Here is a 23,881-nt window from a genome sequence, read left to right on the forward strand (position 1 = left end):
GTCGCCCAGTACAATTTCCTTCTTGGCGTCCGGCGGGGCGAAGCGGCCGTGCCTGCGCGAGGGGCTCACACGATCTCGTGCAGGATGCGGTCGCTGCGCATCATCGCCCAGGAGCCGAGCAGGAAGACCGCCAGGGAGATCGTCGTGGCGGCCAGCAGGGCACGCGAATCGGGCAGGGCCGCGCCGAACAGCGCGTGCCGGTAGATGCCGCAGATCGCGGTCATGGGGTTGCCGAAGAGCGACAGGGATCGCCAGACCGGCGGCAGCATGTCGAGGGGATAGACGACCGGCGTCGCCAGGAACCAGACCTGGACCAGGAGCGGCAGCACGAAGCGGACGTCGCGGGCGACGAGAAAGATCACCGAGCTGACGGCCGAGAGGCCGGCGATCAGCAGCAGCGTCAGCGCGACCGCGAGCGGCGCGTAGCCGAGATTCCAGCCGACCGCGATCGGCAGGGCGCCGCCCGTCGCCCAGTACCAGGCGAGGAGCGCGGCGAGGATCGCCACGAAGACGAGGTGGTAGAAGACCGGGATGACCAGCGAGCCGAGCACCATGGTCAGGCGCGGCGTATTGATCGAGCCGTGGATGCGCCGCGTGTGCGACAGGCTGCGCACGCCGCGCAGCAGGCCGATATGCACCGCGCTCCACAACGCCATGCCGCTGAAGAGGTAGAGCGGATAGGGGATCGTCTTGGACTGGAAGGAGCCGACGTGCTGGAAGACCAGCGCGATGCCCAGCGTCGGCAGCGCGGCCCGGACGAGCAGCCAGAAGGGGCCGAGGATCGTCTGCTGGTACATGCGCGCGAAGAGGATCTGCGCGACGGCCAGGACGATCCGTCGGGCCTGCAGGGTCCGCCGCAGATAGACGAAGAGGTTGCGGGCGACCGGACGGACGACCGTTCGGCGGACCGGGCGGCGACGGCGGCCTGTCATTCGCCGGGCTCCGCCGCGAGCTGCGTGACCTGCCAGTCGCAGCGCGGCTCGACGAAGCCGGCCGCCGAGATCGACAGCAGGTGGTCGCCGCGCCCGTCGGCCGGGCGCCGCTCCCCCCGGACCGCGATCGGCAGGGCCTGGCTCAGGCTGTCCTGCTCGCCTTCGAGCTCCAGCCGCAGCGACAGCGGCCGGGGGCCGACGACCTCGGCGCGCAGGCCGGCCTCGATCACGAGCAGCCCGGCCCGCGCGATGTCGACGGCGGGAGCCGGTGCGCTGCGGCTGACCAGGGTGGTCTTGTTGTCGGCGATCAGGGCGAGGCGCAGCCGGCGCGGGCCGAGCGGCCGGGTGACCGGCACCTCGATCCGCAAGCGCAGCGGCTCGCCCGCCGTGGCGACGAAGGTGCCGGGCGCACCGCGATCCTCCTCCAGGCGCCGGCCGTCCCGCCCCCTGGCTTCGAGCTTGCCAAAGGTGACACCCTCCGCCGACCGGGCCAGGGCGGCGTCCCGGATCTCGATCAGCTCCGAGAAGACCGGCCCGGGGGTGCCCGGCACCGACGCGGCCGGGGGCCGGGGGGCGCGCGGGATGGCGAGGAAGGTGACCGGCTCCCGCCGGATCACGATGTCCTGCCGGCGGGCGCGGTCGACCGCGACGAAGGCGGTGACGGTGAAGGGAAAGCTGCCGAGCAAGCCGGGCGGCACCGTCGCCCGCAACTCGTAGGTGCCGGCCTCCGGCAGGACGATCGGCTCGCCGAAGCTGCGGGCGGTCAGGACGTTCTTGTTGCGCAGGAGGTCGAGGCCCGGCCGGATGCGCAGGTCGTCGACCGGCGTGCGGAAGCGGAAGCCGAGGCAGAAGCCCTCGTCCAGGAAGACGGCCGGCAGGTGGCGGCAGGGGGCCTCGACGTCGGGACGCTCCGGCTGCGGGACGGCGGGTGCGCCGTCGGCCAGCAGGATGTCGAGCCAGGCGGTCTCCGGGCCCGGAATCTCGCCGAGGTCGCTGCGGGCGCTGACGTAGTCGGCGCCGCCGATCTGGTTCTGCCGGATCGCGCGCCGCGTCCTGTCCTTCTTGCTGTAGCTCTCCCACTCCCTGGACAGAAGCACCGGCCGGTCCCCGTCCTTCTTCGAGCGAGATTTCTTCGAGGGCGCGCGCTCCGGGGGTTCCTCTGCGAATCCGTCGTCCTCGAGGAGATCGCCGTCGTCCTCCTCGTCGTCCTCGTCCTCGGCCTCCTCGGCCCCGGTCTCGAGGGGACCCTGCGGCGTCGCGATGGCCTCCTCTACGAAGGCTGCGTGGCGGTGCTCGACCTCGCTGGCCGGGCCGAAATCCAGCAGCCTTCCGTCCTTCAGCAGCAGCAGGTGGCTGCTGGCCTCGATCGCGTCGGCGAGCCGGCGCCCCGAGAAGAACAGCGTCTTGCCCAGGGCCGGCGCGTCCCGCAGGAAGGCGCGCCAGCTCTCCTCGACGCCGGGCGAGGCGATCCGGCCGATATCCTCGATCACCAGGGTGTCGAAGGGCGCGCAGCACATCACGCCGAGCAGGATGTCGTTCAGCTTCTCCCGCGGCACGCGGCGCAAGGGCAGGTCGAGCATCTCCGTGGCGCCGGCGAAGGCCTCGACGGACGGCAGGGCCGCGGCCATCTCGCGCCGCTGCAGGCCCAGAAGCTCGGCGACGGTGAGCAGGTTGGCCCGCACGGTCTCGTGGGCGCTGCCCGCCATTCTGAGCTGGGGCCTGACGATCACCCGGCCGCGATGCACGACCTTGCCGCGATCCGGCGCCATGGCGTTGGCGACGATGCGCAGGAAGGCCTGTCGCGAGGCGCCGCCGAGGTCGACGACGGCGACCAGGGCGCCGGCCGGGACCGCCACGCTGACGCGATCGAGCAGGACGGTCCGCCCGTCGCCGCGGCGGCGGGCGGGATCGCCGGTGCCGAAGAACAAGGCGCGGAACTCGAGGAGCGTGTTCAGCGATTCGTTGCGTGCGAGCCGGCGCCGTTCGTGCCGTGGTGCGTCGCTCCGCCAGAGGCCGAGGCGGTCGACGACGACGGCCGCCGTCTCCGGTTCGCCGACGGTGCCTCGAACCGCCTTTCCGCCGCTTGCCCGAGCCGGCGAGCGCGGGTCCTCGCGCGGTGAAGCTCTGTTCAACTGACTGGAAATCTTGCCTCTCCGCTCGCGCGGCGTTTTCGGGGGGTGACGGGAAGGGCCGTCCGGCTGCGGCTAGGCGCCTACGGCGCTCCGTTCGTCCGGGGCGTCGCTGCCCTCCCCGGGCGGAGCCTGGCTCGAATCGCTGCCGTGGCCGGACAGGGCCTCGGCCTCCAGGACGAGGCCCCGGCCGAGGATCAGGTGGTGATCCAGCAGGTTCGGATTGCCGCCGGTCAGGGCGTTGTAGCCGAGCCAGAGCTCGCTGCGCAGCCCCGTGTCGCGGTCGTCGGCGCGCTTGCCGAGGGTCTCGACGAAGACCTCCGCCGCCGCGCGGATCTGCTCGCCCGACGGCTTCTCGACGCGCAGCCCTTCGAGCCCGGGCCGGCCCTCCCGCTGCAGCCGTTCCGCCAGCCGACGCAGCGACAGCGTCTCGCCGTGCTTGTCCAGGAAGCGGCCGAACAGCGCGCCGTCGCGCGCGGACAGCGGATAGTGCAGCCAGGGATCGTAGGCGTCGATCGTCAGGCAGGCGGTGCCGCAGAGGCGCGCATAGAGCGTCCAGAACAGGCCGCGGGCGACGGCGAAGCGGCTGCGGGACAGGGCTTCCAGGGCGGCGCCGGCCGCGAAGTCCTCGTTGCCCAGCAGGCGGATCGCGCCGCCGGCCGGCCAGTCCTGCTTGCGGCCGCCGAGCACCAGCACCTGCCATCCCTTCTCTTCGAAGGCCCGGGCCAGGGGCAGGAGCTCCCTGGCCTTGATCGACCGCGTCTTGGAGTAGGGAATGTAGGAATGGATCTCCCGGTCCCGTGCGGGGTCGGCCAGGATCGTGAGGACCTTCCTGCCCGCCTCGACAGGCGGCTCGCACTGCGCTTCTGACCGGTAGATGGAAGGCAGCTGGATCGCCTTCTTCAGCCGTCGCACCGAGCGCCGGCTGACGGTATCCCAGGGGGCCGTCTGGCGGGCCGAGAGGCCCCTCTGCTGCCTCAGCAGCTCGCGTTGCCCGGCTTCGAGCGCGCGCAGCTTGAAGCGCTCGACGAAGGCCAGGTCCTGCTGCATCTCGGCCTCGAGCGTCTTCACCTCCTTGGTGATCTCGGCGATCTCGGCCTCGGTGTGCCGCTGCGCCTCCTTGAGCGCCTCGGCCGTCGGCAGCTGCAGGGCGCCGAGGCGCTGGCCGGCACGCACGGCCTGCCGCGGCAGCCATCGGATCTTCACCGCGTCGCTGCCCAGGCCCGCGAGCCCGAGCTCCTCGCGCGCCTCGCGCGGCAGCCACAGCTCGGCGGGCGGGGTGAAGGGCATCATGCGGGCGACGTTGTAGAGCAGGATCAGCGAGGCGACCGGCTTCTGCGGATCGAGCGCCAGGCTGAGCTGCCGGTCGAAGTGCAGTCGGCCCGCCGCCGCCAGCAGCGCCCGCGTCGCGAAAGGCTTCTTCGGCAGCGGAACGGCGACCTCGGGCTTGGCGCTCGACCGGTAGCCGATCAACCTGTCGGCGCGGCGGCGGCTGAGCGCCGGAAGCAGAGGCCTGGCCGGCAGCGCGCCGTGCACCGCGGCACCGTTGACCCGGCCCTCGCAGAGTTCGCCGAGCGCCTGCGCGAGCAGCTCCGCGCCTGGCCGGGCGAGGCCGTGCGGGCGCACGAAATGCGCAACGAAGGCCTCGTTGATCGCCCGGTACTTCCCCGGATCCGCCAGGCAGGCTTCGAGCTGCTTGATGTTCTTGGCGATGCCCTTGGCGATGTGGGTCGGGCCGCCGTGCTTCGCCATCAGGTGCCGGAAGTGGATCGTGCCCACGGTCCCGACGTTCGTCGCGCGGTCGATGATCGAGAAGACGGGGGCGCCGACGATCGCCGCGTCGATCTGGGAGCTCGTGTTCAGCCCGACCGTGGCGTCGGCATAGTAGAGGGTGTCGTAGAAATCGGTCTGGGTCTCGGGGCCCTGCAGGTCCGGGCCGTAGCGCCAGACGGTGACGTTGCGGTGGCCGTCGAGCTGCGACGGCTCCCAGATCGCGAGGTTGCGCGGGTGCGGCCGGATCAGCACGCTGGCGTTGGCCAGGCGCGGCTCGCGGCTCGCGCGCAGCGCCTTCAGCCACTTCAGGACGAAGGCGCGCTCGTTGCCGGCGATCTGGCTCGACGAGCAGAGGTAGACGACGAGCTTCTGGTCCTCGGGCAGGCCGAGCAGCCGCAGCCACTCCGCGCGGCTCCGGCTCGGCTTCTTTTCGAACCAGGCGTCGAAGGTCTGGGCACCGGTCGTGACGACATGGTCCTCCGGCACGCCGTGATAGAGCCGCGCCTCCCGCTTCTGGGCGTCGTTCCAGACCGTCACGAGGTTCGGGACGAAGCGGATCAGTCCCTTGTTGGTCAGGTTGTCCCAGCTGGCGACGCAGAGGCCCGTCGGGATGTCTTCGGCCGCCGCCGCCTTCAGCAGGTCGACCTGCGGCGAGCCGTAGTCGATCAGCGGCGAGACCACCACCGCGTCGGGCCGGATCGCGCGCAGCAGCGCGAGGTCGCTCTCGAAGGGCGGGGTGGCGGCCTCGCCCCGGGCCAGCAGGCGCTGCAGGGCGGCCAGCCGACGGCGGCTCATCGGCAGCTCCGGGGGGAAGGCCTCCATGATCGCCGGGGGCGCCAGGTGCTGTGCCCGCTTGCGCAGCATCTCGACCTTCCGGAAGGCCGGGCTGAAATAGCGCAGATAGTCCTGGCCGAGCCGCAGCATCCGTCGTCGGCGTCGCTCTTCCTTCTCCGCGGGGAGCGCGCAGAGGGTCACCGGTCGTGCCAGGGGGCGCCGGGCGCACCAGTCGAAAAAGCCGCCGGCCAGGCTGTTCGTCGCCTCGTAGGCGATGACCACCTCGGTGCCGCGCTCCATGAGCCGGTCGAGGGCTGGGCCGAAATGGCGGAGCACCACGCTCGGTTCTCTCAGGACGAACAGGAGGCGACGAGGCTGTTCCGTCATGACTGCTCTACGAGCCCCGGTTCTGGATCCCTGGCGTCCGCCTGCCGCTCAGCGGCAGGCGATGCGGTGGCCGGAGGACGCGGCCGCCATCCGGCTTCGACGATGCCCGAGGCATTGGGTCAAGTGAAACTCCAAGTAAAGCCGGACAAGCAAGAATAGAGCCCGCTCCCGCGGAGGGATTCTCGCGGAGGTCGTGCTGCCCGGGTCGCCGCCGGTTCCTGCCGAGGCCCTAGCACGAACCCCCAAGGCGTGTCACTGCCGGAAGGCGGCAGCGTCCGCGATCCGCCGCCCCGGTCAAGGGCAGCCTGCCCCGTCGTCGTCGCATTCCGAGATCGCCATGGGCGAGCCGCGGCGGGCTTCGGCCGGGGCCTCTCCGGATCGCTCCAACGGCCGCCAGCCGCCGCCCTCGGCATCCCGCTCGACCACGAACTGCGCGAGGTCGCCGTTGCCGATGAAGCCGCCGTCGGCGGCCCACTTCCGGAAGTAGTTGGGGGCGTTCGGCTGGTCCATCCACTGGACCACGGCCTTGCGGTAGCGCGCCTGCAGCTCCGTCCGTCCCGGCGGCCCGGGAGACTGCAGACGCCGTTCCATCTCGCGGACGCCCGCCAGCAGGTCCTCCGGCGTCAACTCGATGTAGTCGTAGAGGGCGTCCGCGCGGAAGTGGTCCAGGTGATGGCGGCCGCAGGTCTCCTCCAGGCTCAGGAAGCGGCCGCTCTCGGCCTCGCAGACGTACTTCGGCACCAGCAGGTCGGCCGGCCCGATCGGCCAGTTCACCGCGATGTGGGTCGCGTTGACCAGCAGCATCGGCGTTCCGGTCATGAAGGGGATGATCATCGGTCCGGAGTCGGACGCGAGGAAGAAGACGCTACGCGCGATGCAGTAGTAGTCCAGCGCGGGGACGCTCTCCGGGTTGGTCGCGATGTCCACGACCGAAGGCAGCGACAGCGGAGTCATGAACCGGTCACCGAGCCGGACCACGGTGTAGCCCGCCTCGGTCAGGTAGCGGATCGCCGGAAGATAGTTGTCGACCGTGTTGTTCCGGGTCGATTCGTTGCGCGGCAGCACGACCGTGCCGTCGGGCAGGATGGCCGCCGACTTGTTGCCCGACTTGTAGCCCGGCTCGCGGATGTGCAGGGCGACGATGCGGGCGTCGGGGGGAATACCCAGCCGCTCCGCCAGCGCGGCGAGGCGCTGCTCGTCGGCCTTGCGGAGGTGCATCGGCTGCGTTTCCGCGACCAGCCGGCGCCTGTAGTAGGACTCGCCCTGGCCGGCGACGAGCATCCTGGCGTGCCGTGCCGGCGCCTGCTCCTGCCGCTCCCGGCGGCGGATGCGCCATTGGTGGAGCGGCCAGGTCCAGAAGCGGCTGGGATCGAGGGGATGCTCGCGGCAGACCTTGGCGAACTCGCCCTGGTGCTCCGCGAGCAGTTGCTCGACCCGCTTCAACTCGTGACGTACCTGCCGCAGCTCGTCCTTGCGCTCGACGCTCTCGGCCTTCGCGGCCTTGTCCTTGTCCCGGCCGCCGCCGGTTCTGGCCGCCGTGCGGGCCTTGCTCCGCGCGGCCATCAGCCTTTCCTTCCGGCGGGCCAGACGCCGCTGCTTGCACTGCAGCCCTCGGATCCGCAGGGCGATGCGGAGCCGGTATTCCTTCTCCAGCCATTCGCCGTCGACGGGCAGGCCGATCTTGCGCCGCAGCCTCTGCTGCAGGCGGCGGTCGGGATCCCGGGACAGCTGTTGCTCGGCGAGGTGCGCCTGCTCCTGCCGCAGCAGGTCGCGATCGGCGTACCAGTTGAGCACGCGGTCGAGCAGGCGGCAGCTCGGCAGCCGCCGGACGCCGGGCATCACGAGGTCGAAACAGGTGCGATTCGGCAGATTTGGCGGCTCGACGAGGTAGAGCCAAGCGTCGTTGCGCCGCGCCGTCGCGGCAGCCTGCATAACCTCGAGGTTGAGATGGCCGAAATACTTGCCCGCTGGCCGGAAGACCAGAAGTGGCCGTCGGCTCAAGCGGAGGGCACGTTCCCAGGGCATCTGAGTCGAAGTCTAAGCTCTCGCCGCGGGCGAACAAGAAACAAACGCCGACACGACAGGGAGTGCAGCCGCCGAGCGTCGCGGCCCTTATGCCATGAGGTGGCGACCGCCAAAAGACAAAAAGCGGCGCGGCAGGCGTGTGGCGGCCGGCGGGCCGCCGGCACATCCAGTTGACAAGGGACGGGCGCGCTGGCATGCCCGCTGCGTCGTTCACGCAAAGCGAAGATCTGCCTGCACATGAAAACGTTGGTGACCGGGGGAGCCGGCTTCATCGGAAGCCATTTGGTCGAGCGTCTGCTCGCCGAAGGGCACGATGTCACGGTCATCGACAACTTCACGACCGGGCGGCAAGCCAATCTCGATCTCGCCGATCCCGAGGGGCGCGTGCGGCTGGTCCGTGTCGACGTGGCCGACCCGGAGGCGCTGCGGCCGCATTTCGAGGGCGTGGAGTGGGTCTTCCACCTGGCCGCCCTGGCCGACATCGTGCCCTCGATCGACCATCCGATGCTCTACCATCGCACGAACGTCGACGGGACGATCGCCGTCCTGGAGGCGGCGCGAGCCGCCGGTACGCTGAAGAAGCTCGTCTATGTCGCCTCTTCGTCGTCCTACGGCTTTCCCGACACCGTGCCGACGCCGGAAGAGGAGCCGATCCGGCCGACCCATCCCTATGGCCTGACCAAGGCCCTCGGCGAGCAGTACGTGCTGTCCTGGGCCAAGATGTACCGGCTGCCGACGGTTTCCCTGCGGCTGTTCAACGTCTACGGCCTGCGCTCCCGCACCTCGGGCGCCTATGGCGCCGTGTTCGGCGTGTTCCTCAAGCAGAAGCTGGACGGCCATCCCTTCACCGTGGTCGGCGACGGCACGCAGACGCGCGACTTCACCTACGTGACCGACGTGGTCAACGCCCTGGTCACGGCGGCGGCCTCGGACGTCTCCGGCGAGTGCTTCAACGTCGGCTCGGGCCACACCTACAGCGTCAACCGGCTGGTCGAGCTGCTCGGCGGCGAGATCGTCTACGTGCCCAAGCGGCCGGGCGAGCCGGACTGCACCTTCGCCGACACGGCCAAGATCCGCCGGGTGCTCGGCTGGGCGCCGAAGGTGAGCTTCGAGGAAGGCGTCTCGACGATGGTCGAGAACATCGAGATGTGGCGAGACGCGCCGCTCTGGACCGTCGACTCGATCGCCGACGCCACCCGGCAGTGGTTCAAGTACCTCAAGTCCGAGGCCTGAGGCGCCTGCGCCGGCAGGCGCGGCCGGGTCAGCCCGCCGCTTCCTCTTCCAGGATCCGTTTCAGGTAGGCCCGGATCGGGGCGTTGGCCGGATCCTCGGCCAGGCGCTCGAGCTGTGCCGCGTCGATCAGGCCCTGGCGGAAGGCGACCTCCTCCGGGCAGGCGACGTGCTGGCCCTGGCGGGCCTGGACGGTCTGCACGAAGAGCGAGGCCTGAAGCAGCGACTCGTGGGTCCCGGTGTCGAGCCAGGCGTAGCCGCGGCCGAGCCGCTCGACCGTCAGTCCGCCGCGCTCCAGGTAGGCCTGGTTGACGTCGCTGATCTCCAGCTCGCCGCGCGCCGAGGGCTTCACCGCGCCGGCGATCTCCACCACCTCGTTGTCGTAGAAATAGAGCCCGGTCACGGCCCAGCTGGAGCGCGTCTGCTTCGGCTTCTCGACGATCGAGGCCGGCCGGCCGGCGCGGTCGAAGCTGACGATGCCGTAGCGCGACGGCTCGGCGACCTGATAGGCGAGCAGGGTCGCCCCCTGCTGCCGGCCGGCCGCCCGCTGAAGGATCTCCGGCAGGCCGTGGCCGTAGAAGACGTTGTCGCCGAGCGCCAGGGCGCAGGCGTCCCGGCCGATGAACGCGCGGCCGATCAGGAAGGCCTGGGCCAGGCCGTCCGGCGAGGGCTGCACGGCGTAGCTCAGCGACAGGCCCCACTGGCTGCCGTCGCCGAGCAGCTGCCGGAAGGTCGCCTGCTCGTGGGGCAGGGTGATCAGCAGGATGTCGCGGATGCCGGCGAGCATCAGCGTCGACAGCGGATAGTAGATCATCGGCTTGTCGAAGACCGGCAGCAGCTGCTTGCTGACCGCGCGGGTCACCGGGAACAGCCTGCTGCCCGTGCCGCCGGCGAGAATGATTGCCTTCATGCCCGATCGTCGCGCAGCAGCGTGATCCCTCCAGCGGTACTGCGCCGCACCCAGCGTGCGGCACCGCGCCGACCGTCATGCCATCGTCGGGCGCTTCCCGGCAAGCACGGCGATCGGCCGGCCGCGGCTGTTGCGCCCGGCCGGTGCCTTGCCTAAAAGGCGCCAGTGACGGACAGCGGCGGCCCGTCGACCGGCCCCGTCCGCGATCCACCTGGGCCGCCAGAGGAAAGAATGTCAGCAGCCGAACGGCTCGCAGCGCGCCTCGCGGCGCTTCGTGAGAGCGCCGCCTTCCGGAACTACCTCGAGGTGCGCGACGCGGTGCTTCGCCTGAAGGACCAGGCCGGAACCGCGGGCGAGCCGAGCCGCTACTGGCAGGAGGAGCTGGCCGGCTTCGAGTACCTGCTCGACGCCTCGCCGCTCGTCGTCGAGAAGCTGCTGCACCACAGCTACCACCTCACCGGCCTCAAGGTTTACGACTACCGCAGCGGCAAGGAAGCTGCGCAGCGGCAGTTCGAGGAGAAGCTGGCGGCCCTGATCGAGCTCGGCGGCCGCGACCTGCTTGTGCCCCAGCCGCGCGCGCTCGGCGGCTTCGGCTTCGAGATCGACGGCGCGCTCTACAACATCGACACCCTGAAGTTCTTCGAGGTGCTGATCGGCATGCGGCGGGCCGGGGTCCTGCCGCCGGCGGACGGCGAGCGCCGCTGCCTGCTGGAGGTCGGCGCCGGCTGGGGCGGCTTCGCCCACGCCTACAAGACCCTGCGGCCCGACACGACCTACGTGATCGTCGACCTGCCGGAGGTCCTGCTGTTCTCCGGAACCTATATCAGGACCGTCTTTCCCGCGGCCCGGCTGCACTTCCACGACGCCGCCGACCCGATCCCGAAGGGGAGGTGGCGGGACTACGACTTCGTGCTGCTGCCGAACACCGCCCTGGATCAGCTCCGCCCGGACCGGCTCGATCTCGTCGTCAACATGGTCTCCTTCCAGGAGATGACCGCCGAGCAGTGCCTCGGCTACGTCGCCAAGGCGGCGGCCCTGCACTGTCCCGTGCTGTACAGCCTCAACCGGGACCGCAGCCCCTACAATCCGCAGATGACCGCGGTCTCGGAGCTGATCGGCGAGCACTACGACACCGAGGAGGTGGCGCTGCTCGACGTGCCCTACACGAAGATGCTGCAGCCGACCGGCAGGAAGAAGAAGGACGGCGAACGGACCGAGCGGTCCTATCGGCACCTGGTCGGCCGCCGCCGTGCCGCCGCGCCCGGCGCGGGCGGGTTCCTGCGCCGTCTTTTCGGCTAGAGACGGCCTTCCGGCGCCGGGCGAGGCCGCCAAAAAGCGCTTTGTCAGCGACCCGGCATTTGTGTATCCCAAGGGGCCCATTGCGCAGCTGCGAACCGCCAGGCGACTGGACGGCGGCCACACTTTCCCCGAAGTGGTGAAGAACCTGTCGATGCCCTCCGAATTGTCAGTGCCGAGTGACGAGCCCGCGATCAAGGTCGAAGGCCTCTCCAAGGAGTATCAGCGCAAGCTGCGGACGAAGGGGCCGACCGGCAACGCCGCCTTGAACCTGCTGCTGGCGCAGATGCGCCTGCCGCGCTGGCTCGGCGGCAAGAAGAAGAAGGCCGACAACCGCATCGTCGCCCTCGACGACGTCAGCTTCGAGGTCAGGCCGGGAACCTGTCTCGGGGTCATCGGACCGAACGGCGCCGGCAAGTCGACGCTGCTCAAGGTCATGGCGCGCTCGACGCCGCCGACCGCCGGCCGGGTCACGATGCGCGGGCGCGTCGCCTCGCTGCTCGAGCTCGGCCTCGGGCTGCGCGACGACCTGACGGGCCGCGAGAACGTGCTGCTGGCCGGCGCGATGTACGGTGTGAGCCGGCGCTTCATCGAGGAGCGGCTGGAGGAGATCGAGGCCTTTTCGGGCCTCGGGCAGATGTTCGACGAGCAGGTCAAGGCCTACTCTTCGGGCATGTACGTGCGCCTGTCCTTCGCGCTGATGATCAACCTGAAGCCGCAGATCCTGCTGGCCGACGAGATTCTCGCGGTCGGCGACATGCAGTTCCAGGAGCAGTGCATCGAGCGGGTCAGGAACGACGTCGCCGACGGGCTGACCGTGCTGTTCGTCTCCCACGACATGGCGGCGATCGAAGTGCTCTGCGACCGTGTCCTGTGGCTCGACAAGGGCCGGGTCATGATGATCGGCGAAACCCTGGAGGTGATCGACGCCTACCGGGATTCCGTGCACGGCGTGGCCCGGGCGCTGCCCGTCATCAAGTCGAAGCCCCGCGACTCGGTGTTCCACAACGAGGAACTGGTGATCGCCTGGGTGAAGCTGCTGTCGGCGGAAGGCAAGGAGACCGGGCACCTGGACCGGAGCCGCTCCAGCTTCATCGAGATCGGCCTCGAGGCCAAGAAGCCCGGCATCCGGACGCGGGTGGCGGTCGATTTCGAGTGGGGCAACGTCAAGGTCTTCCGCACGGTCACGCCGATCGTGACCTTCGAGCAGCCGGGCACGAAACGCGCGACGGTGCACCTGCCGCCGAACCTGCTGGCCGACATCGAGTACAAGGTCCACGTCAAGGCCCGCTTCGTCGGCCGCCATACCACCGACACGGTCACCGCATCGGACGCCCTCACGTTCCGGGTCTACGACGACACGGCGACGGATCCGGATTCGGCCGATGCCGATGCCTACCTGCTCGAGATCAAGCGGCACGGCAGCCATGTGTTGCGCCCGCAGCTCGACTGGCAGGTGGAGTCCGATACGCTGCCGGCCATCGCCGACAGGGAGGCAAAGGGATGACCACGGTCGACGTCATCGAGCCGGCGAAGCCCCAGGTCGGCCGGCAGATCTTCGCGGTCTGGCGCTTCCGGCACCTGTTCTTCTTCTTCACCCGGAACTCGATCCGCGGCTACTACGCCAACACGATCCTCGGCTGGCCCTGGCTGGTGATCCGGCCGTTGCTGCCGGCGCTGCTCTTCGCCGTGCTGTTCAGCAACGTCCAGCAGTTCAAGGGCAACGGCCTGCCCTATCTGCTGTTCCTGCTGTCGGGCTTCGCCCTGTGGAACCTCGTCGGCGTCGGGCTGCGCATCTCGGTGCGCAGCATCTCGGGGCACCGCAAGTTCATCACGCGGATGAACTTCCCGCACATGATCGTGCCTTTGGCGACGATCGCGCCGGCCTTCGCGCAGTTCCTCTTCGCGATGGTCGTGATGGGGCTGGCGACGGCCTACTACTGGTGGGCCGACGGCAAGCTCTACATCCACGTCAGCTGGCGCCTGCTGTGGCTGCCGGGGCCGGTTCTGATCACGCTGCTCACCGTCGGCGGGATCGGCATGCTGCTGTCCGGGCTCAACGCCTTCGCGCGCGACGTCCGCCTGACCCTGCCCCTGTTCCTGCAGTTCTGGATGTTCGTCAGCCCGGTGCTCTATCCGCTGACGGTCGTTCCGGAGCACGCCCTCAAGATCATCTACATCGTCAATCCGATGGCCTCCGTGCTCGACACCTTCAAGTGGATCCTGTTCGACATCCCGATGCACGAGCCGACTTTCGTGTGGTATGCCGCCGGCATGTCGCTGGTCATCTTCGGCATCGGCGCCTGGTTCCTCACGCGGCTCGAGAACGCCCTCGTCGACTACCTCTGAGCCCCTCCACGCGGTCCTGCCTTCGGCGGGTTCCGATCCCTTCGACAGCAGCGGAGCGCGACGCGTCAGCATGGCGATTTCCAGCAAGATCGTTTCCCTGGAGACCCTCTCCAGGCTTTCCCAGGAGGCCCGCGCGCGCGGCGAGGCGGTGGTCCAGTGCCACGGCGTGTTCGACGTCCTGCATGTCGGCCACCTGCGCCACCTGGAGGCGGCGCGGCGCCACGGCACCATGCTGGTGGTGACGATCACTGCCGACCGCTTCGTCAACAAGGGTCCGGGCCGGCCGATCTTCAACAACGACCTGCGCTGCGAGATGCTGGCGGCCCTCGACGTCGTCTCCTACGTCGCGGTCAACAACAACGGCAACGCCGTGCCGGCGATCGAGGCGGTCAAGCCGACGGTCTTCGCGAAAGGCGGCGAGTACGTCGACCCGAAGGACGACGTCACCGGCCAGATCGTCGTCGAAAAGGCGACGGTCGAGCGCTTCGGCGGCCGCATCGAGTTCACCCACGACCTGACCTTCAGCTCGTCGAGCCTGATCAACTCGGCCTTCGATGTCTACTCGCCGGCGCTCAACGTCTACCTGAGGACGGCGCGCGAGCGCGGGCTGATGACCGAGCTGTCCGGGGTCGTCGAGGCGATCGGCAAGCTCAAGGTGCTGTTCGTCGGCGACATGATCGTCGACGAGTACGCCTACGTCCGGCCGATGGGCAAGTCGGCCAAGGACAACATCATCGCGACCCTCTACCAGGGCGACGAGTGCTTCGCCGGCGGCGTCGTCGCGGCCGCCAACAACATGGCCGAGATGTGCGGCTCCGTGGACGTCCTGACCATGCTCGGCGACCAGCGATCGTACGAGACGGTGATCCGCGAGAGCCTGCGGCCGAACATCAACCTGCAGCTGACCCGTCGCGCCGACGCGCCGACGACCCGCAAGTGCCGCTATGTCGACCCGAACTACACGCGCAAGCTGTTCGAGGTCTACTACATGGACGACACGCCGCTGCCGTCGGCCGAGCAGGCGGCCTTCGACGGGCTGCTGAAGGAGCAGATCGCCGACTACGACGTGGTCGTCGTCACCGATTTCGGCCACGGCCTGATCGCCGACTCGACCCGGCGGGTGCTGGAGGAGGGCGCGCGCTTCCTGGCGGTCAACACCCAGACCAACAGCGCCAACATCGGCTACAACCTGATCAACAACTATCGCCGGGCCGACCTGGTCTGCATCGATGCGCCGGAGGCGCGCCTGGCGACCCGCGAGCGCTACGCGCCGCTGGAGCAGGTAATCCGCGAGCGGCTGACCGGGCTGATCGACTGCGGCCGCTTCATCGTCACCAACGGCGCCAACGGCTGCTACACCTACGAGCCGGCCGAGCAGCGGCTGTCCCACGTGCCGGCCTTCGTCACCGAGGTCGTCGATACCGTCGGCGCCGGCGACGCCTTCCTGTCGGTCGCCAGCCCGGTCGCCAGCCTCGGTGTGCCGCTGGAGTACGCCGGCTTCATGGGCAACGCGGTCGGCGGCATCAAGGTCGGGATCGTCGGCCACCGCCGCTCGATCGGCAAGGCCGAGGTGGTGAAGTTCATCACCGCGCTGCTGAAATAGGCAGGCCGCTCGAGGGCCCGGGCGTGCGGCGCCGCTCGCTGCGCCGCCGCCTCAGCGACGCTCGAACAGCAGGTAGCTGACCCGGCCCTCTTCGCCGAGCTCCGGGGTGCTCGACCACTCGCCGGCCTCGGCCAGCCCGAGCTCCTCGCCGAGCAGGCGGCGGACCTGGTCGCGGCGCTCCTCGCCCGAGCATTCGACCAGGACGGAACGGATCGCCGGCCCGCCGAGCGTGCGCCGCGCGCCCTCAAGAAGGGCGCACTCGTGGCCGTCGACGTCGATCTTCACGTAGTTGGGAGCCGGCAGGCCGAAGTCCTCGACCGCGCGGTCCAGGGTGTAGAGCAGGATCGGGTAGACGAGGGTGGCGTCGAAGTCCTTCATGCCCTCGACCGGCTCGTCGCCGATGCCGTGCATGCCGGCGCCCGACTCGTTCGAGCGATAGCGCATGTCGCTCATCGTCACCCGGTCCGACAGGGCCAGCGGCAGGGCGGTGATCCGCCCCTGCATGCGGTTGAGCGCGACGTTGTCGATGAGCGCAGCGTAGGTGCGGTAAGCCGGCTCGAAGGCGAAGATCCGGCCCTTGTCGCCCGAGACGGCGCCGGCAACCAGGGAATAGGCCCCGACGTTGGCCCCGATGTCGTAGAGCACGCCGCCGGCCGCGAACTCGCGCTCGATCCACTCGACCGTCCAGGGCTCCTTCTCGACGACCCGCCAGCGGGTGAACTCCGCCTTGGAGCGGGCGTAGATCTGCAGCGCGTTGTCGCGGTACTCCAGGGGGATCGTCGGCCAGGCGATCTCCTCGTAGAAGCGGCTGACGAGGCGCAGCAGCCGCCGGGAACTCGGATTGTCGGGATCCTTCCGGACCGTCTCGAGCATGGTCCGCTGCGTCATCGCCGTCAGGTCGGTGAGGGCGCCGAGTTGCTTCTTGATCAGGAAGTGCAGGGCGTCGAGGTCGCGCCTGGCCAGGGCGTCGCGGCCTCTCTTGAAGAGGCGCTTGAGCTCATGGACCAGCTCGGGCTGCTGCGCCACCCAGGGGGCGAACACCTCGAGGCGCTCGTCCAAGGTCCGTCGGTCCAGTTCCTGGGCGTGCCGGCTGTCGCCCGTCTCTGTCAGGTCTTTGATATCCACGGTCCCTTCCGTGTCCTTGGAAGCTCGCCAGTCTTGATGCCGGTCGGTGGCCGGGTGGCATGCTCGTCATGCCATCGCCGCCCGCACTCAATTAATGCTCTTTCACGTCAGAGTCATCGACAGAGTACGCATGATCGTCGGTTCTTCCGCTTCGGGGCGTCGAGAGCTCGGGGCAGCGGGCCGGACTTTTCCTCGATCAGGCAGCTGGCCGTCCGACGGACTCCGCTGACCTGGTGCGATCGCAGGGGACCGGCTCGCTCGCCCCGCCGCGTCCTCATGCCGGATAGCCTGGCAGCGCCGGGGCGTCCTTCAGCAAGGGGGCGGCGCGGTCCTTGGCCGAGAGGATCGGCTCGCGGACCGGCCAGTCGATGCCGATCGCCGGGTCGTCCCAGCGTATTGCCCGGTCGCAGTCCGGCGCATAGACGCTGCCGGTCACCGCATAGATGATCTCGGTCTCGTCGCTCAGCGTGGCGAAGCCGTGAGCGAAGCCGGGCGGAATCCACAGCTGGTTGCGCTCGGCCGCGTCGAGCTCGACGGCGACGTGGCGGCCGAAGGTCGGCGAGCCGCGGCGGACGTCGACGGCGATGTCGAGCAGCGTGCCCTTGAGGGCGAAGACCAGCTTGCCCTGGGCGCGCGGCTCCTGGAAATGCAGGCCGCGGACCGTGCCGCGCACCGAGCTGGAATGGTTGAGCTGCACGAAGTCGAGCTCCAGCCCGGCCTCGCGCCAGGCTTCCCGGTTCCAGCGCTCCAGGAAGAACCCGCGGTCGTCGCCGAAGACCTTGGGACGGATCATCAGCACCTCGGGCAGCGCGGTCTTCTCAAGCTGCATCGCGGGTCGGCTCCTTGGCTTTGGTCTTCTTCCTGGCGGCCCGTTCCCGGTCTCGGGCTTCCTGCTTGCGCCGTTTCATTGCCGCCCGGTTGTCGCGCCGCCGGCGGTCGATCGAGGCGTTGTCCAGGGTATAGAGCGCGAGCAGGCGCAGCCGCCCGGGCCAGGACAGCTCGGGCGGGCCGAGACCGCGCAGCAGCCAGTCCTGGGCCAGCACGGCCAGGTGCTGGGCCCAGACCGGCAGGTGGGTATAGAGCGGCGCACCGCCCGGAAAGCTGCTGCGCCTCTGGCGGGCGCCGCTCGCAAGACCGGCATAGCGGCGGTGCCAGAGGTACTCGGGCACCTCGACGAAGGGACCGAGCGCGGCCAGCTCGGCGAGCAGCAGGCGGTCCGGCACCAGCACCAGGCGCAGGCCCGAGGTGCGCTCCAGCGCCGGGACGCGGATCAGGGAATAGATGCAGCTGCCGGCCGCCGCCCCGGAGCCGACGTAGCGGACCCGGGCGGTCCGGTCGGCACTGCCGCCGCGGCCGAGCATCTCGCGGCGCGACATGATCATCTCGCCCTCGGCGCCGATGCGATGGTACCAGCTCCAGGCGATCGGGGCCTCGGGCGCCGCGTCGAGCGCGGCGACGAGCAGGCGCAGCCAGTCCGGGTGCCAGAGGTCGTGATCGCTGCCCCAGGCGAAGTATTCGATCGAGGGGAAGCTCTCGCGTGCCAGGCGCCAGGTCTTCATGGCGTTGCGCGTGTAGCCGTGCTGCCGCTCGTTGCGCACCACCTTGAGCCGCGGGTCGAGTGCGGCGTACTCGGCCAGGATCTGCGGCGTCTCGTCGGTCGAGCAGTCGTCGACGACGAGGATGCCCAGGTCGCCGAAGGACTGGCTGAGAATCGATTCCAGGGTGCGCCGCAGCTGGTGGGCGTGGTTGTAGACCGGAATCCCGAAGGCGGCGCGCGGCGCGAAGGTCATGACCGCCGGTACTTCTTCCAGGCGACGACGTGCCGGTAGCCGGATCCGTCCTGCGGGCCGCCGCCGGAGACGGCCTTCTGCCCCGGCCTGCTGCTGTCGACCGGGGCGGCGCCGCCCAGCTGCTCGCCGGCCTTGTCCTTGAAGGCGCGCGCCCCGAGGTCGGTGAAGGGGCCGTCGAGCAGGGCGACCTCGTTGACCCAGTAGGCCTGCTCGAACAGCGGGTGCAGGTCGCCGACGCCGGCGCCGGCGTCGGGATCGGCCGGCGCGCGGCGGTTCAGGCTGTAGAGCTGCGGGCAGTCGAGCGCCGCCAGCGTCGCGATCCAGCCGCTCACCTGCTCGGCGGTCATGTCCTGGAACGACAGGGTGTTGATCGCGAGGTCGAGGTGGTCGGGCCGCAGCGTCCCGGCCAGGGCGGCGGGCAGGAAGACGAAGTCGTGCTCGGCCCAGCTGCCGGCGGGCAGGGCCTCCGGGCCGGTCGCGAAGGCGACCTTGGCGTCCGGGAACAGCGTCGTCAGGTAGGTCGCCGACAGCAGGAACAGCTGCGGCAGGTCGACCAGCACCAGGGTGCTGTCCGGGAACAGCCGCTTCAGGGCGCCGGCGAGGCCGCCCCAGCCCGGACCGATCTCCATGACGACCGGGCGCCGCTCGCCGCGGCGCAGCGGCACCAGGGCGCCGCCCCGGTCCATGGCCAGCAGGCTCTCGTAGAAGCGCAGCGTGTCGAGGTTGACGAGCGCGCCGTCGATCTCGACGCCGAAGCCGCCGAGTTCGCGCGCCTCCGGCACGAAGAGGTCCGAAACGTCGAGTCCGCGCAGCACCGCCAGCTTCTCGGCGATCGCGGCCGCGCGCTCGGGCGGGCCGTCGGGCCGGTAGTCGTAGGACTGCACGCCGGTGACGAAGCCGCAGTGCCGGCGCAGCCGCTCGACGACCGCCGGCCCGGCATCCAGCAGGTAGCGGCTGTCGTCGAGCGCGGTCCGCCAGTAGCCCGTCGCCTGCGCCGCCACGCCGCCGGCGGGCAGCGCCGACATCGCTTGGACGGCATCGCGGACGCGCTGGAAGCGGCGCTGGAGATCTCGGTCCTGGAGACCGTCGGGCTGCTCGGGGGCGGTCATGGCAAGGGCCAGTCGGAGAGGGCCAGTCGGAGAGGGCCGGTCGAAGCGGCCGGTCGGGCGGGCCTGTCGGGAAGGTCGGCCGGGCGGAAAGCGCCGCGATACTTGCGATGCGGGCGGGAGCTGTCAATCGTGCGTGGCGGTTCCGGCCGCGACGCCGTCGCGCTTGCCGGCAGCGCCGCCGTCGACTATAGGCCGCGCTTCCCACCGGAAGCCGTCTCGGGTAGCCTCCTGCCGTCATGAACAAGCCGATTCTCGCCGCCGACCGATTCGGCGTCGCTTCCGCCGTTCCCGGGCTCGATCCGGCCGCGATCCTGGAGACCGCCCGCCAGGTCGTGGCGACTCAGCGCGACGGTCTCGGAGCCCTGTCGACGGTGCTGGGCGACAGCTTCGTCGAGGCGGTGCGGATCATCGCCGCTGCGCCGGGACACGTCATCGTGACCGGCATGGGCAAGTCGGGCCACGTCGGCCGCAAGATCGCCGCGACCTTTGCCTCGACCGGCACGCCGTCCTTCTTCGTCCATCCCGGCGAGGCCAGCCACGGCGACCTCGGCATGATCACCGAGAGCAACGTCCTGCTGGCGATCTCGAACTCGGGCGAGACCAGCGAGCTCTCCGACCTGCTGGTCTATTCCCGGCGCTACGGCATCCCGCTGATCGCGATCTCCTCGCGCAGCGACAGCACCCTGGCGCGCCAGGCCGACGCCGCCCTGGTGCTGCCCGCGGTCGACGAGGCCTGCCCCCTGGGGCTCGCGCCGACCACCTCGACGACCCTGACCATGGTGATCGGCGACGCCCTGGCCGTGGCGCTGCTCGGCCTCAAGGGCTTCACCCGCGACGACTTCCGCGACCGCCACCCGGGCGGCCGCCTCGGCAACGTGCTGCTGCGCGTCGGCGACATCATGCACCACGGCGCAGCGGTGCCCGTGATCGCGACCGGCTCGGCCATGGGCCAGGCGCTGATCCGCATGTCGGAGGGCGGCTTCGGCTGCGTCGGCGTGACCGATGCCGAGGGCCGTCTGGTCGGCATCGTCACCGACGGCGACCTGCGGCGCCACATGAGCGGCGACCTGCTGGCCCAGCCGGTCGAGGCGGTCATGACCCCCGATCCCAAGACCATCGAGGCGACGGCCCTGGCCGCCGAGGCGCTCAAGGTGATGAACGCCTCCAAGCCGAAGATCAACGCGCTGTTCATCGTCGAGGACGGCCGGCCGGTCGGCTTCCTGCACCTGCACGACTGCCTGCGCGCCGGCGTCTACTGACCCCCGCTCCGCGGCCCCGCCGGCAGGGGCTGGCGCACCTTGACGGCAAGCTTGCCCGCTCTTCGGCACGACCCGGCCACAATCATCCGCCATCTTGTAGCTTGGTAGCGGTCCGGCAGGGTTGCCGGGCCGCGGAACCAGCAACGAGGTTCGAATGGTTGTCAGCGAGCAGATCGCGGGAGGCCGGATCGTCGCGTGGCACCGCGGCGCGTCGCCGCTGGTGCTGCCGCCGCCGATCCAGGAGCGCCTGGAGCGCTGTGTGGCCACGCTGCTGCAGCCGGGCGGCGAGCCCCCGGTCGACTTCACGGAGCCGGTCGACGAGCCGGCCCTGACCCGGCCGGAGTCGGTGTCCTGGCAGGTCTTCCGCAATCCGGTGTCCCTGATGATCGGCGGCGTCGCGGCGGTGCTGCTGGAGCTCGCCGAGCCGCGGGTACGCTCCGGCGTCTGGGACCACAGCAGCTTCCGCGCCGATCCGCTCGGCCGGCTGCAGCGCACGGGCCTCGCCGCGATGGTCACGGTCTACGGGCCGCACAGCAAGGCGGAGGCGATGATCGCCGGGGTGCGCCGGCTGCACGAGCGGGTGCGCGGCAAGACGCCGTCGGGCCGGGTCTACCGGGCCAGCGAGCCCGAGCTGCTCGACTGGGTCCAGGCGACCGCCTCCTACGGCTTCATCCAGGCCTACGACCGCTACGTGCGGCGGCTGTCCGACGAGGCGCGCGACCGTGCCTATGCCGAGGCGTCCGTCGCCGCCCGGCTGTTCGGCGCGACCGGTGCGCCGCGCAGCGAGGCCGAGCGCGAGATCCTGTTCCGGCGCATGGCCGATGGCCTGGAGGGCTCGCCGATCGTCTTCGAGTTCCTCGACATCATCGGGCGCACGCCGGTGCTGCCGCGCGGCCTGCGCCCGCTGCAGCCGCTGCTGATCCGCGCCGCCGTTGAGCTGGTGCCGGCGCCGATGCGCCGGACCCTGGGACTCGGCCCGCGCTACGGCCTGGCCTTCTGGCAGCGCGGCCTGGTGCGCCTCTCGGCCCGGCTCGCCGACCGGGTGCTGCTGCGCGGCCACCCTGCGGTCCAGGCCTGCCGCCGCCTCGGCCTGCCCGACGACTATCTGCTGCGCGGCTAGCCGGACCCCGAAGGGGCCGTCCGCGGGCGTCACGCGCGCGCCTGGCCGAGCGCGGCGCGGTCGCGCGCCGCCTCCGCCATCAGCCAGTCGAGGAAGCGGGCCGCCGCCGGCTTGTCGGTGGCGCGGCTGGCGTAGCAGACGTAGTAGGGCGCACCGAGCGGCATCGGCCGGTCGAGCGCTACGAACAGCCGGCCGTTGACCAGGTGGTTCGAGATCAGGGTCTGCTGGCCCAGCACGACCCCGCGGCCGTTGGCGGCGGCGTCGATCGCCAGGGCGTTGAGCGAGAAGCTCAGGCTCGGACCGCGTCCGTCCCGGTAGGGCGCGCCGACCGACTCGAACCACTGCTCCCAGGACGGCGCCTCACCGAACTGCGGCTTCCAGAAGATGTGGATCAGGGGCAGCGCCAGCAGGTCGGCCGGCTCCAGCCGCTCCTGCGGATCGACGAGCTTCGGGCTGCAGACCGGCCGGACCCTGTCGCGGAACATCTCGCGCCGGGCGGCGTGCACCTGGCTCTGCTCGCCGTAGGTGATGCGGAAGTCGATGTTCGAGGCGACGATGTCGGGCTCGTCGTGGGCGCTTTCGATGCGGATCTTGGCGTCGGGGTCGCTCATCTGCCAGCGGTGCAGCCGCTCGACCAGCCAGTTGCTGACGATCGAGGGGACCGCGCTGACCGTGAGGTCGGCGGAGGCGCGGTGCGACTGGACGATGCGCTGGGCCTCCTGGAAGGCGCCGAAGCCGCGGTTCAGCGCGGCGAAGTAGTCCCGCCCGACCGGCGTCAGGCGGATGCCGCGCCCGGCCTTCTCGACCAGCCTGACCTTGAGCTCTTCCTGCAGGCTGCGCAGTTGCTGGCTGACCGCGCCGGGCGACACGCCGAGCTCCGTGGCGGCCCGGGCCAGGCTCTCGTGCCGTCCGACCGCTTCGAAGAACAGCAGGGTCCGCAAGGGCGGCAGGCGCATCGGATGGCTCCTCGGCGGTCCGGAAAAACATTAGGCGGCCTAAAGTGAGGCTGTCGAGGTCTGCGTTTTCCCGTCGGGGCGGCACCCGTAAGGTCGCGACGTCGGGCCCCGACCCGAGACGCAGCCGCAACGACGAGGTCCAGGATGTCGCCCTTCACCAGCATCCCCGTCATCGACATCGAAGGGCTCGCCCGGGGCAGCGAGGCGGCCATCGGCCAAGTCGCCGAGCAGATCCGCGCGGCCTGCACCGACGTCGGCTTCTTCTACATCGTCAACCACGGCATCGAGCCGGCGGTCATCGAGGCGGCGATGGAGAGCTCCCGGGAGTTCTTCCACCTGCCGCTGGAGGAGAAGCGGAAGGTCGCCGCAGGGGCCAGCCACCGCGGCTACAACGCGCTCGGCAAGGCCCTGATGGACGGCGCCGAGCTGCCGGACTTCAAGGAGTTCTTCCAGGTCGGGCTCGAGCTGCCGGCCGACGATCCCGACGTGCTGGCGGGCCAGCCCCTGCGCGGCTCCAACCTCTGGCCGGAGCGGCCGGCGGCCTTCCGCCCGGCGATGTCGCGCTACTACGATGCGATCGGCGAGGTCGGCCGGGTCCTGCTGCGCGGCGTCGCGGTCAGCCTCGGCCGGCCCGGCGACTTCTTCGACTCGCGCTACGCCAAGCCTCTGCAGCGGACCCAGGTCGTCTACTACCCCCGGCTGACCGCGGCGGAGGGCCCGGATCGCTTCGGCGTCGCGCCGCATTCCGACTTCGGCTGCATCACGCTGCTCTACCAGGACTCGAGCGGCGGCCTCGAGGTCCAGAACCTGACCGGCGACTGGGTCGCCGGGCCGCCGCTGGAGGGCGCGCTGGTGATCAACGTCGGCGACCTGCTGGAGCGCTGGAGCAACCGGCATTTCGTCTCGACCAAGCATCGCGTGATCAACCGCAGCGGCCACGAGCGCCTGTCGATCGCCACCTTCTTCGACCCGGACTACACGGCGCTCATCGACCCGGCCGAGCTCTGGACAGACGAGGCGCCGCTGTTCGAGCCGACCACCGCCGGCGATCACATCATGGGCCGGATCCAGCGCTCCTTCGGCTACGGCGCGAAGAAGGCCGAGGCCTGAGCGG

Annotated in this window: 18 protein-coding genes; 8 read left to right on the plus strand and 10 right to left on the minus strand. The window is 70.4% G+C overall.

All coding sequences use genetic code 11. The features are described 5' to 3' along the window. Positions 1-65: 65 nt before the first annotated feature. The 4 genes from B9O00_RS04825 to B9O00_RS04840 all read right to left on the minus strand — a co-directional run bounded on the left by B9O00_RS04825 (position 66) and on the right by B9O00_RS04840 (position 7,996). Positions 66-932: an ABC transporter permease gene (locus tag B9O00_RS04825; RefSeq protein ID WP_085121308.1), complete on the minus strand. Its 867-nt coding sequence runs from the start codon at positions 930-932 to the stop codon at positions 66-68. Next, positions 929-2,860, minus strand: a complete 1,932-nt coding sequence (locus tag B9O00_RS04830) for a P-loop NTPase family protein (RefSeq protein ID WP_089229730.1) — start codon at positions 2,858-2,860, stop codon at positions 929-931. Before B9O00_RS04830 ends, B9O00_RS04825 begins: the two co-directional genes overlap by 4 nt. 276 nt (positions 2,861-3,136) lie before the next feature. Then, on the minus strand, positions 3,137-5,947 hold the full coding sequence (locus tag B9O00_RS04835; RefSeq protein WP_085121310.1) for a hypothetical protein: 2,811 nt from the start codon (positions 5,945-5,947) through the stop codon (positions 3,137-3,139). A gap of 342 nt (positions 5,948-6,289) precedes the next feature. After that, positions 6,290-7,996: a TIGR04372 family glycosyltransferase gene (locus tag B9O00_RS04840; RefSeq protein WP_159460110.1), complete on the minus strand. Its 1,707-nt coding sequence runs from the start codon at positions 7,994-7,996 to the stop codon at positions 6,290-6,292. 261 nt (positions 7,997-8,257) lie between these two features. Here B9O00_RS04840 and B9O00_RS04845 point away from each other — a divergent pair, with 261 nt between their 5' ends. Then, positions 8,258-9,253 carry an SDR family oxidoreductase gene (locus tag B9O00_RS04845; RefSeq protein WP_085121312.1) on the plus strand — a complete coding sequence of 332 codons (996 nt, stop codon included), beginning with the start codon at positions 8,258-8,260 and terminating at the stop codon, positions 9,251-9,253. A gap of 28 nt (positions 9,254-9,281) precedes the next feature. Here the strand turns inward: B9O00_RS04845 and rfbA are convergent, their stop codons facing one another. Next, the gene (gene rfbA / locus B9O00_RS04850; RefSeq protein WP_085121313.1) at positions 9,282-10,160 is read right to left on the minus strand and encodes a glucose-1-phosphate thymidylyltransferase RfbA; all 879 of its coding nucleotides are present in this window, start codon (positions 10,158-10,160) and stop codon (positions 9,282-9,284) included. 231 nt (positions 10,161-10,391) lie between these two features. On the opposite strand from rfbA, the gene B9O00_RS04855 reads away from it, so the two are divergent. The 4 genes from B9O00_RS04855 (at position 10,392) to B9O00_RS04870 (ending at position 15,408) form a co-directional block, all read left to right on the plus strand. Next, complete coding sequence (locus B9O00_RS04855; RefSeq protein WP_085121314.1) at positions 10,392-11,459, plus strand: putative sugar O-methyltransferase; 1,068 nt, start codon at positions 10,392-10,394, stop codon at positions 11,457-11,459. Between the two features lie 151 nt (positions 11,460-11,610). Further along, entirely contained in the window at positions 11,611-12,963 is a 1,353-nt protein-coding gene (locus B9O00_RS04860; RefSeq protein WP_143596149.1) for an ABC transporter ATP-binding protein, read from the plus strand. Continuing rightward, positions 12,960-13,805: an ABC transporter permease gene (locus B9O00_RS04865; RefSeq protein WP_085121316.1), complete on the plus strand. Its 846-nt coding sequence runs from the start codon at positions 12,960-12,962 to the stop codon at positions 13,803-13,805. Before B9O00_RS04860 ends, B9O00_RS04865 begins: the two co-directional genes overlap by 4 nt. 70 nt (positions 13,806-13,875) lie before the next feature. Beyond that, positions 13,876-15,408 carry a PfkB family carbohydrate kinase gene (locus B9O00_RS04870; RefSeq protein WP_085121317.1) on the plus strand — a complete coding sequence of 511 codons (1,533 nt, stop codon included), beginning with the start codon at positions 13,876-13,878 and terminating at the stop codon, positions 15,406-15,408. Positions 15,409-15,459: 51 nt separating this feature from the next. Here B9O00_RS04870 and B9O00_RS04875 read toward each other — a convergent pair whose 3' ends face one another. The 4 genes from B9O00_RS04875 to B9O00_RS04890 all read right to left on the minus strand — a co-directional run bounded on the left by B9O00_RS04875 (position 15,460) and on the right by B9O00_RS04890 (position 19,432). Further along, positions 15,460-16,533 carry an FkbM family methyltransferase gene (locus B9O00_RS04875; RefSeq protein WP_143596150.1) on the minus strand — a complete coding sequence of 358 codons (1,074 nt, stop codon included), beginning with the start codon at positions 16,531-16,533 and terminating at the stop codon, positions 15,460-15,462. 274 nt (positions 16,534-16,807) lie between these two features. Continuing rightward, positions 16,808-17,362, minus strand: coding sequence for a dTDP-4-dehydrorhamnose 3,5-epimerase (gene rfbC / locus B9O00_RS04880; RefSeq protein WP_085121319.1), 555 nt, complete (start codon positions 17,360-17,362; stop codon positions 16,808-16,810). Further along, positions 17,352-18,323, minus strand: a complete 972-nt coding sequence (locus B9O00_RS04885) for a glycosyltransferase family 2 protein (RefSeq protein ID WP_085121320.1) — start codon at positions 18,321-18,323, stop codon at positions 17,352-17,354. Before B9O00_RS04885 ends, rfbC begins: the two co-directional genes overlap by 11 nt. Beyond that, a complete protein-coding gene (locus B9O00_RS04890) occupies positions 18,320-19,432 on the minus strand; it encodes a putative sugar O-methyltransferase (protein WP_085121321.1) in 1,113 nt (370 codons plus the stop codon). Before B9O00_RS04890 ends, B9O00_RS04885 begins: the two co-directional genes overlap by 4 nt. Before the next feature lie 236 nt (positions 19,433-19,668). On the opposite strand from B9O00_RS04890, the gene B9O00_RS04895 reads away from it, so the two are divergent. After that, complete coding sequence (locus tag B9O00_RS04895; RefSeq protein ID WP_085121322.1) at positions 19,669-20,691, plus strand: KpsF/GutQ family sugar-phosphate isomerase; 1,023 nt, start codon at positions 19,669-19,671, stop codon at positions 20,689-20,691. A 154-nt stretch (positions 20,692-20,845) separates the two neighbouring features. Next, entirely contained in the window at positions 20,846-21,811 is a 966-nt protein-coding gene (locus B9O00_RS04900) for an oxygenase MpaB family protein (protein ID WP_085121323.1), read from the plus strand. Between the two features lie 29 nt (positions 21,812-21,840). On the opposite strand, the gene B9O00_RS04905 is transcribed toward B9O00_RS04900, so the two are convergent. Next, a complete protein-coding gene (locus tag B9O00_RS04905; protein WP_085121324.1) occupies positions 21,841-22,767 on the minus strand; it encodes a LysR substrate-binding domain-containing protein in 927 nt (308 codons plus the stop codon). Positions 22,768-22,911: 144 nt separating this feature from the next. Here B9O00_RS04905 and B9O00_RS04910 point away from each other — a divergent pair, with 144 nt between their 5' ends. Beyond that, a complete protein-coding gene (locus B9O00_RS04910) occupies positions 22,912-23,877 on the plus strand; it encodes an isopenicillin N synthase family dioxygenase (RefSeq protein WP_085121325.1) in 966 nt (321 codons plus the stop codon). The last annotated feature ends 4 nt before the right edge of the window (positions 23,878-23,881 follow it).

Source organism: Tistlia consotensis USBA 355 (assembly GCF_900177295.1).
In the GTDB taxonomy this organism is placed as follows: domain Bacteria; phylum Pseudomonadota; class Alphaproteobacteria; order Kiloniellales; family DSM-21159; genus Tistlia; species Tistlia consotensis.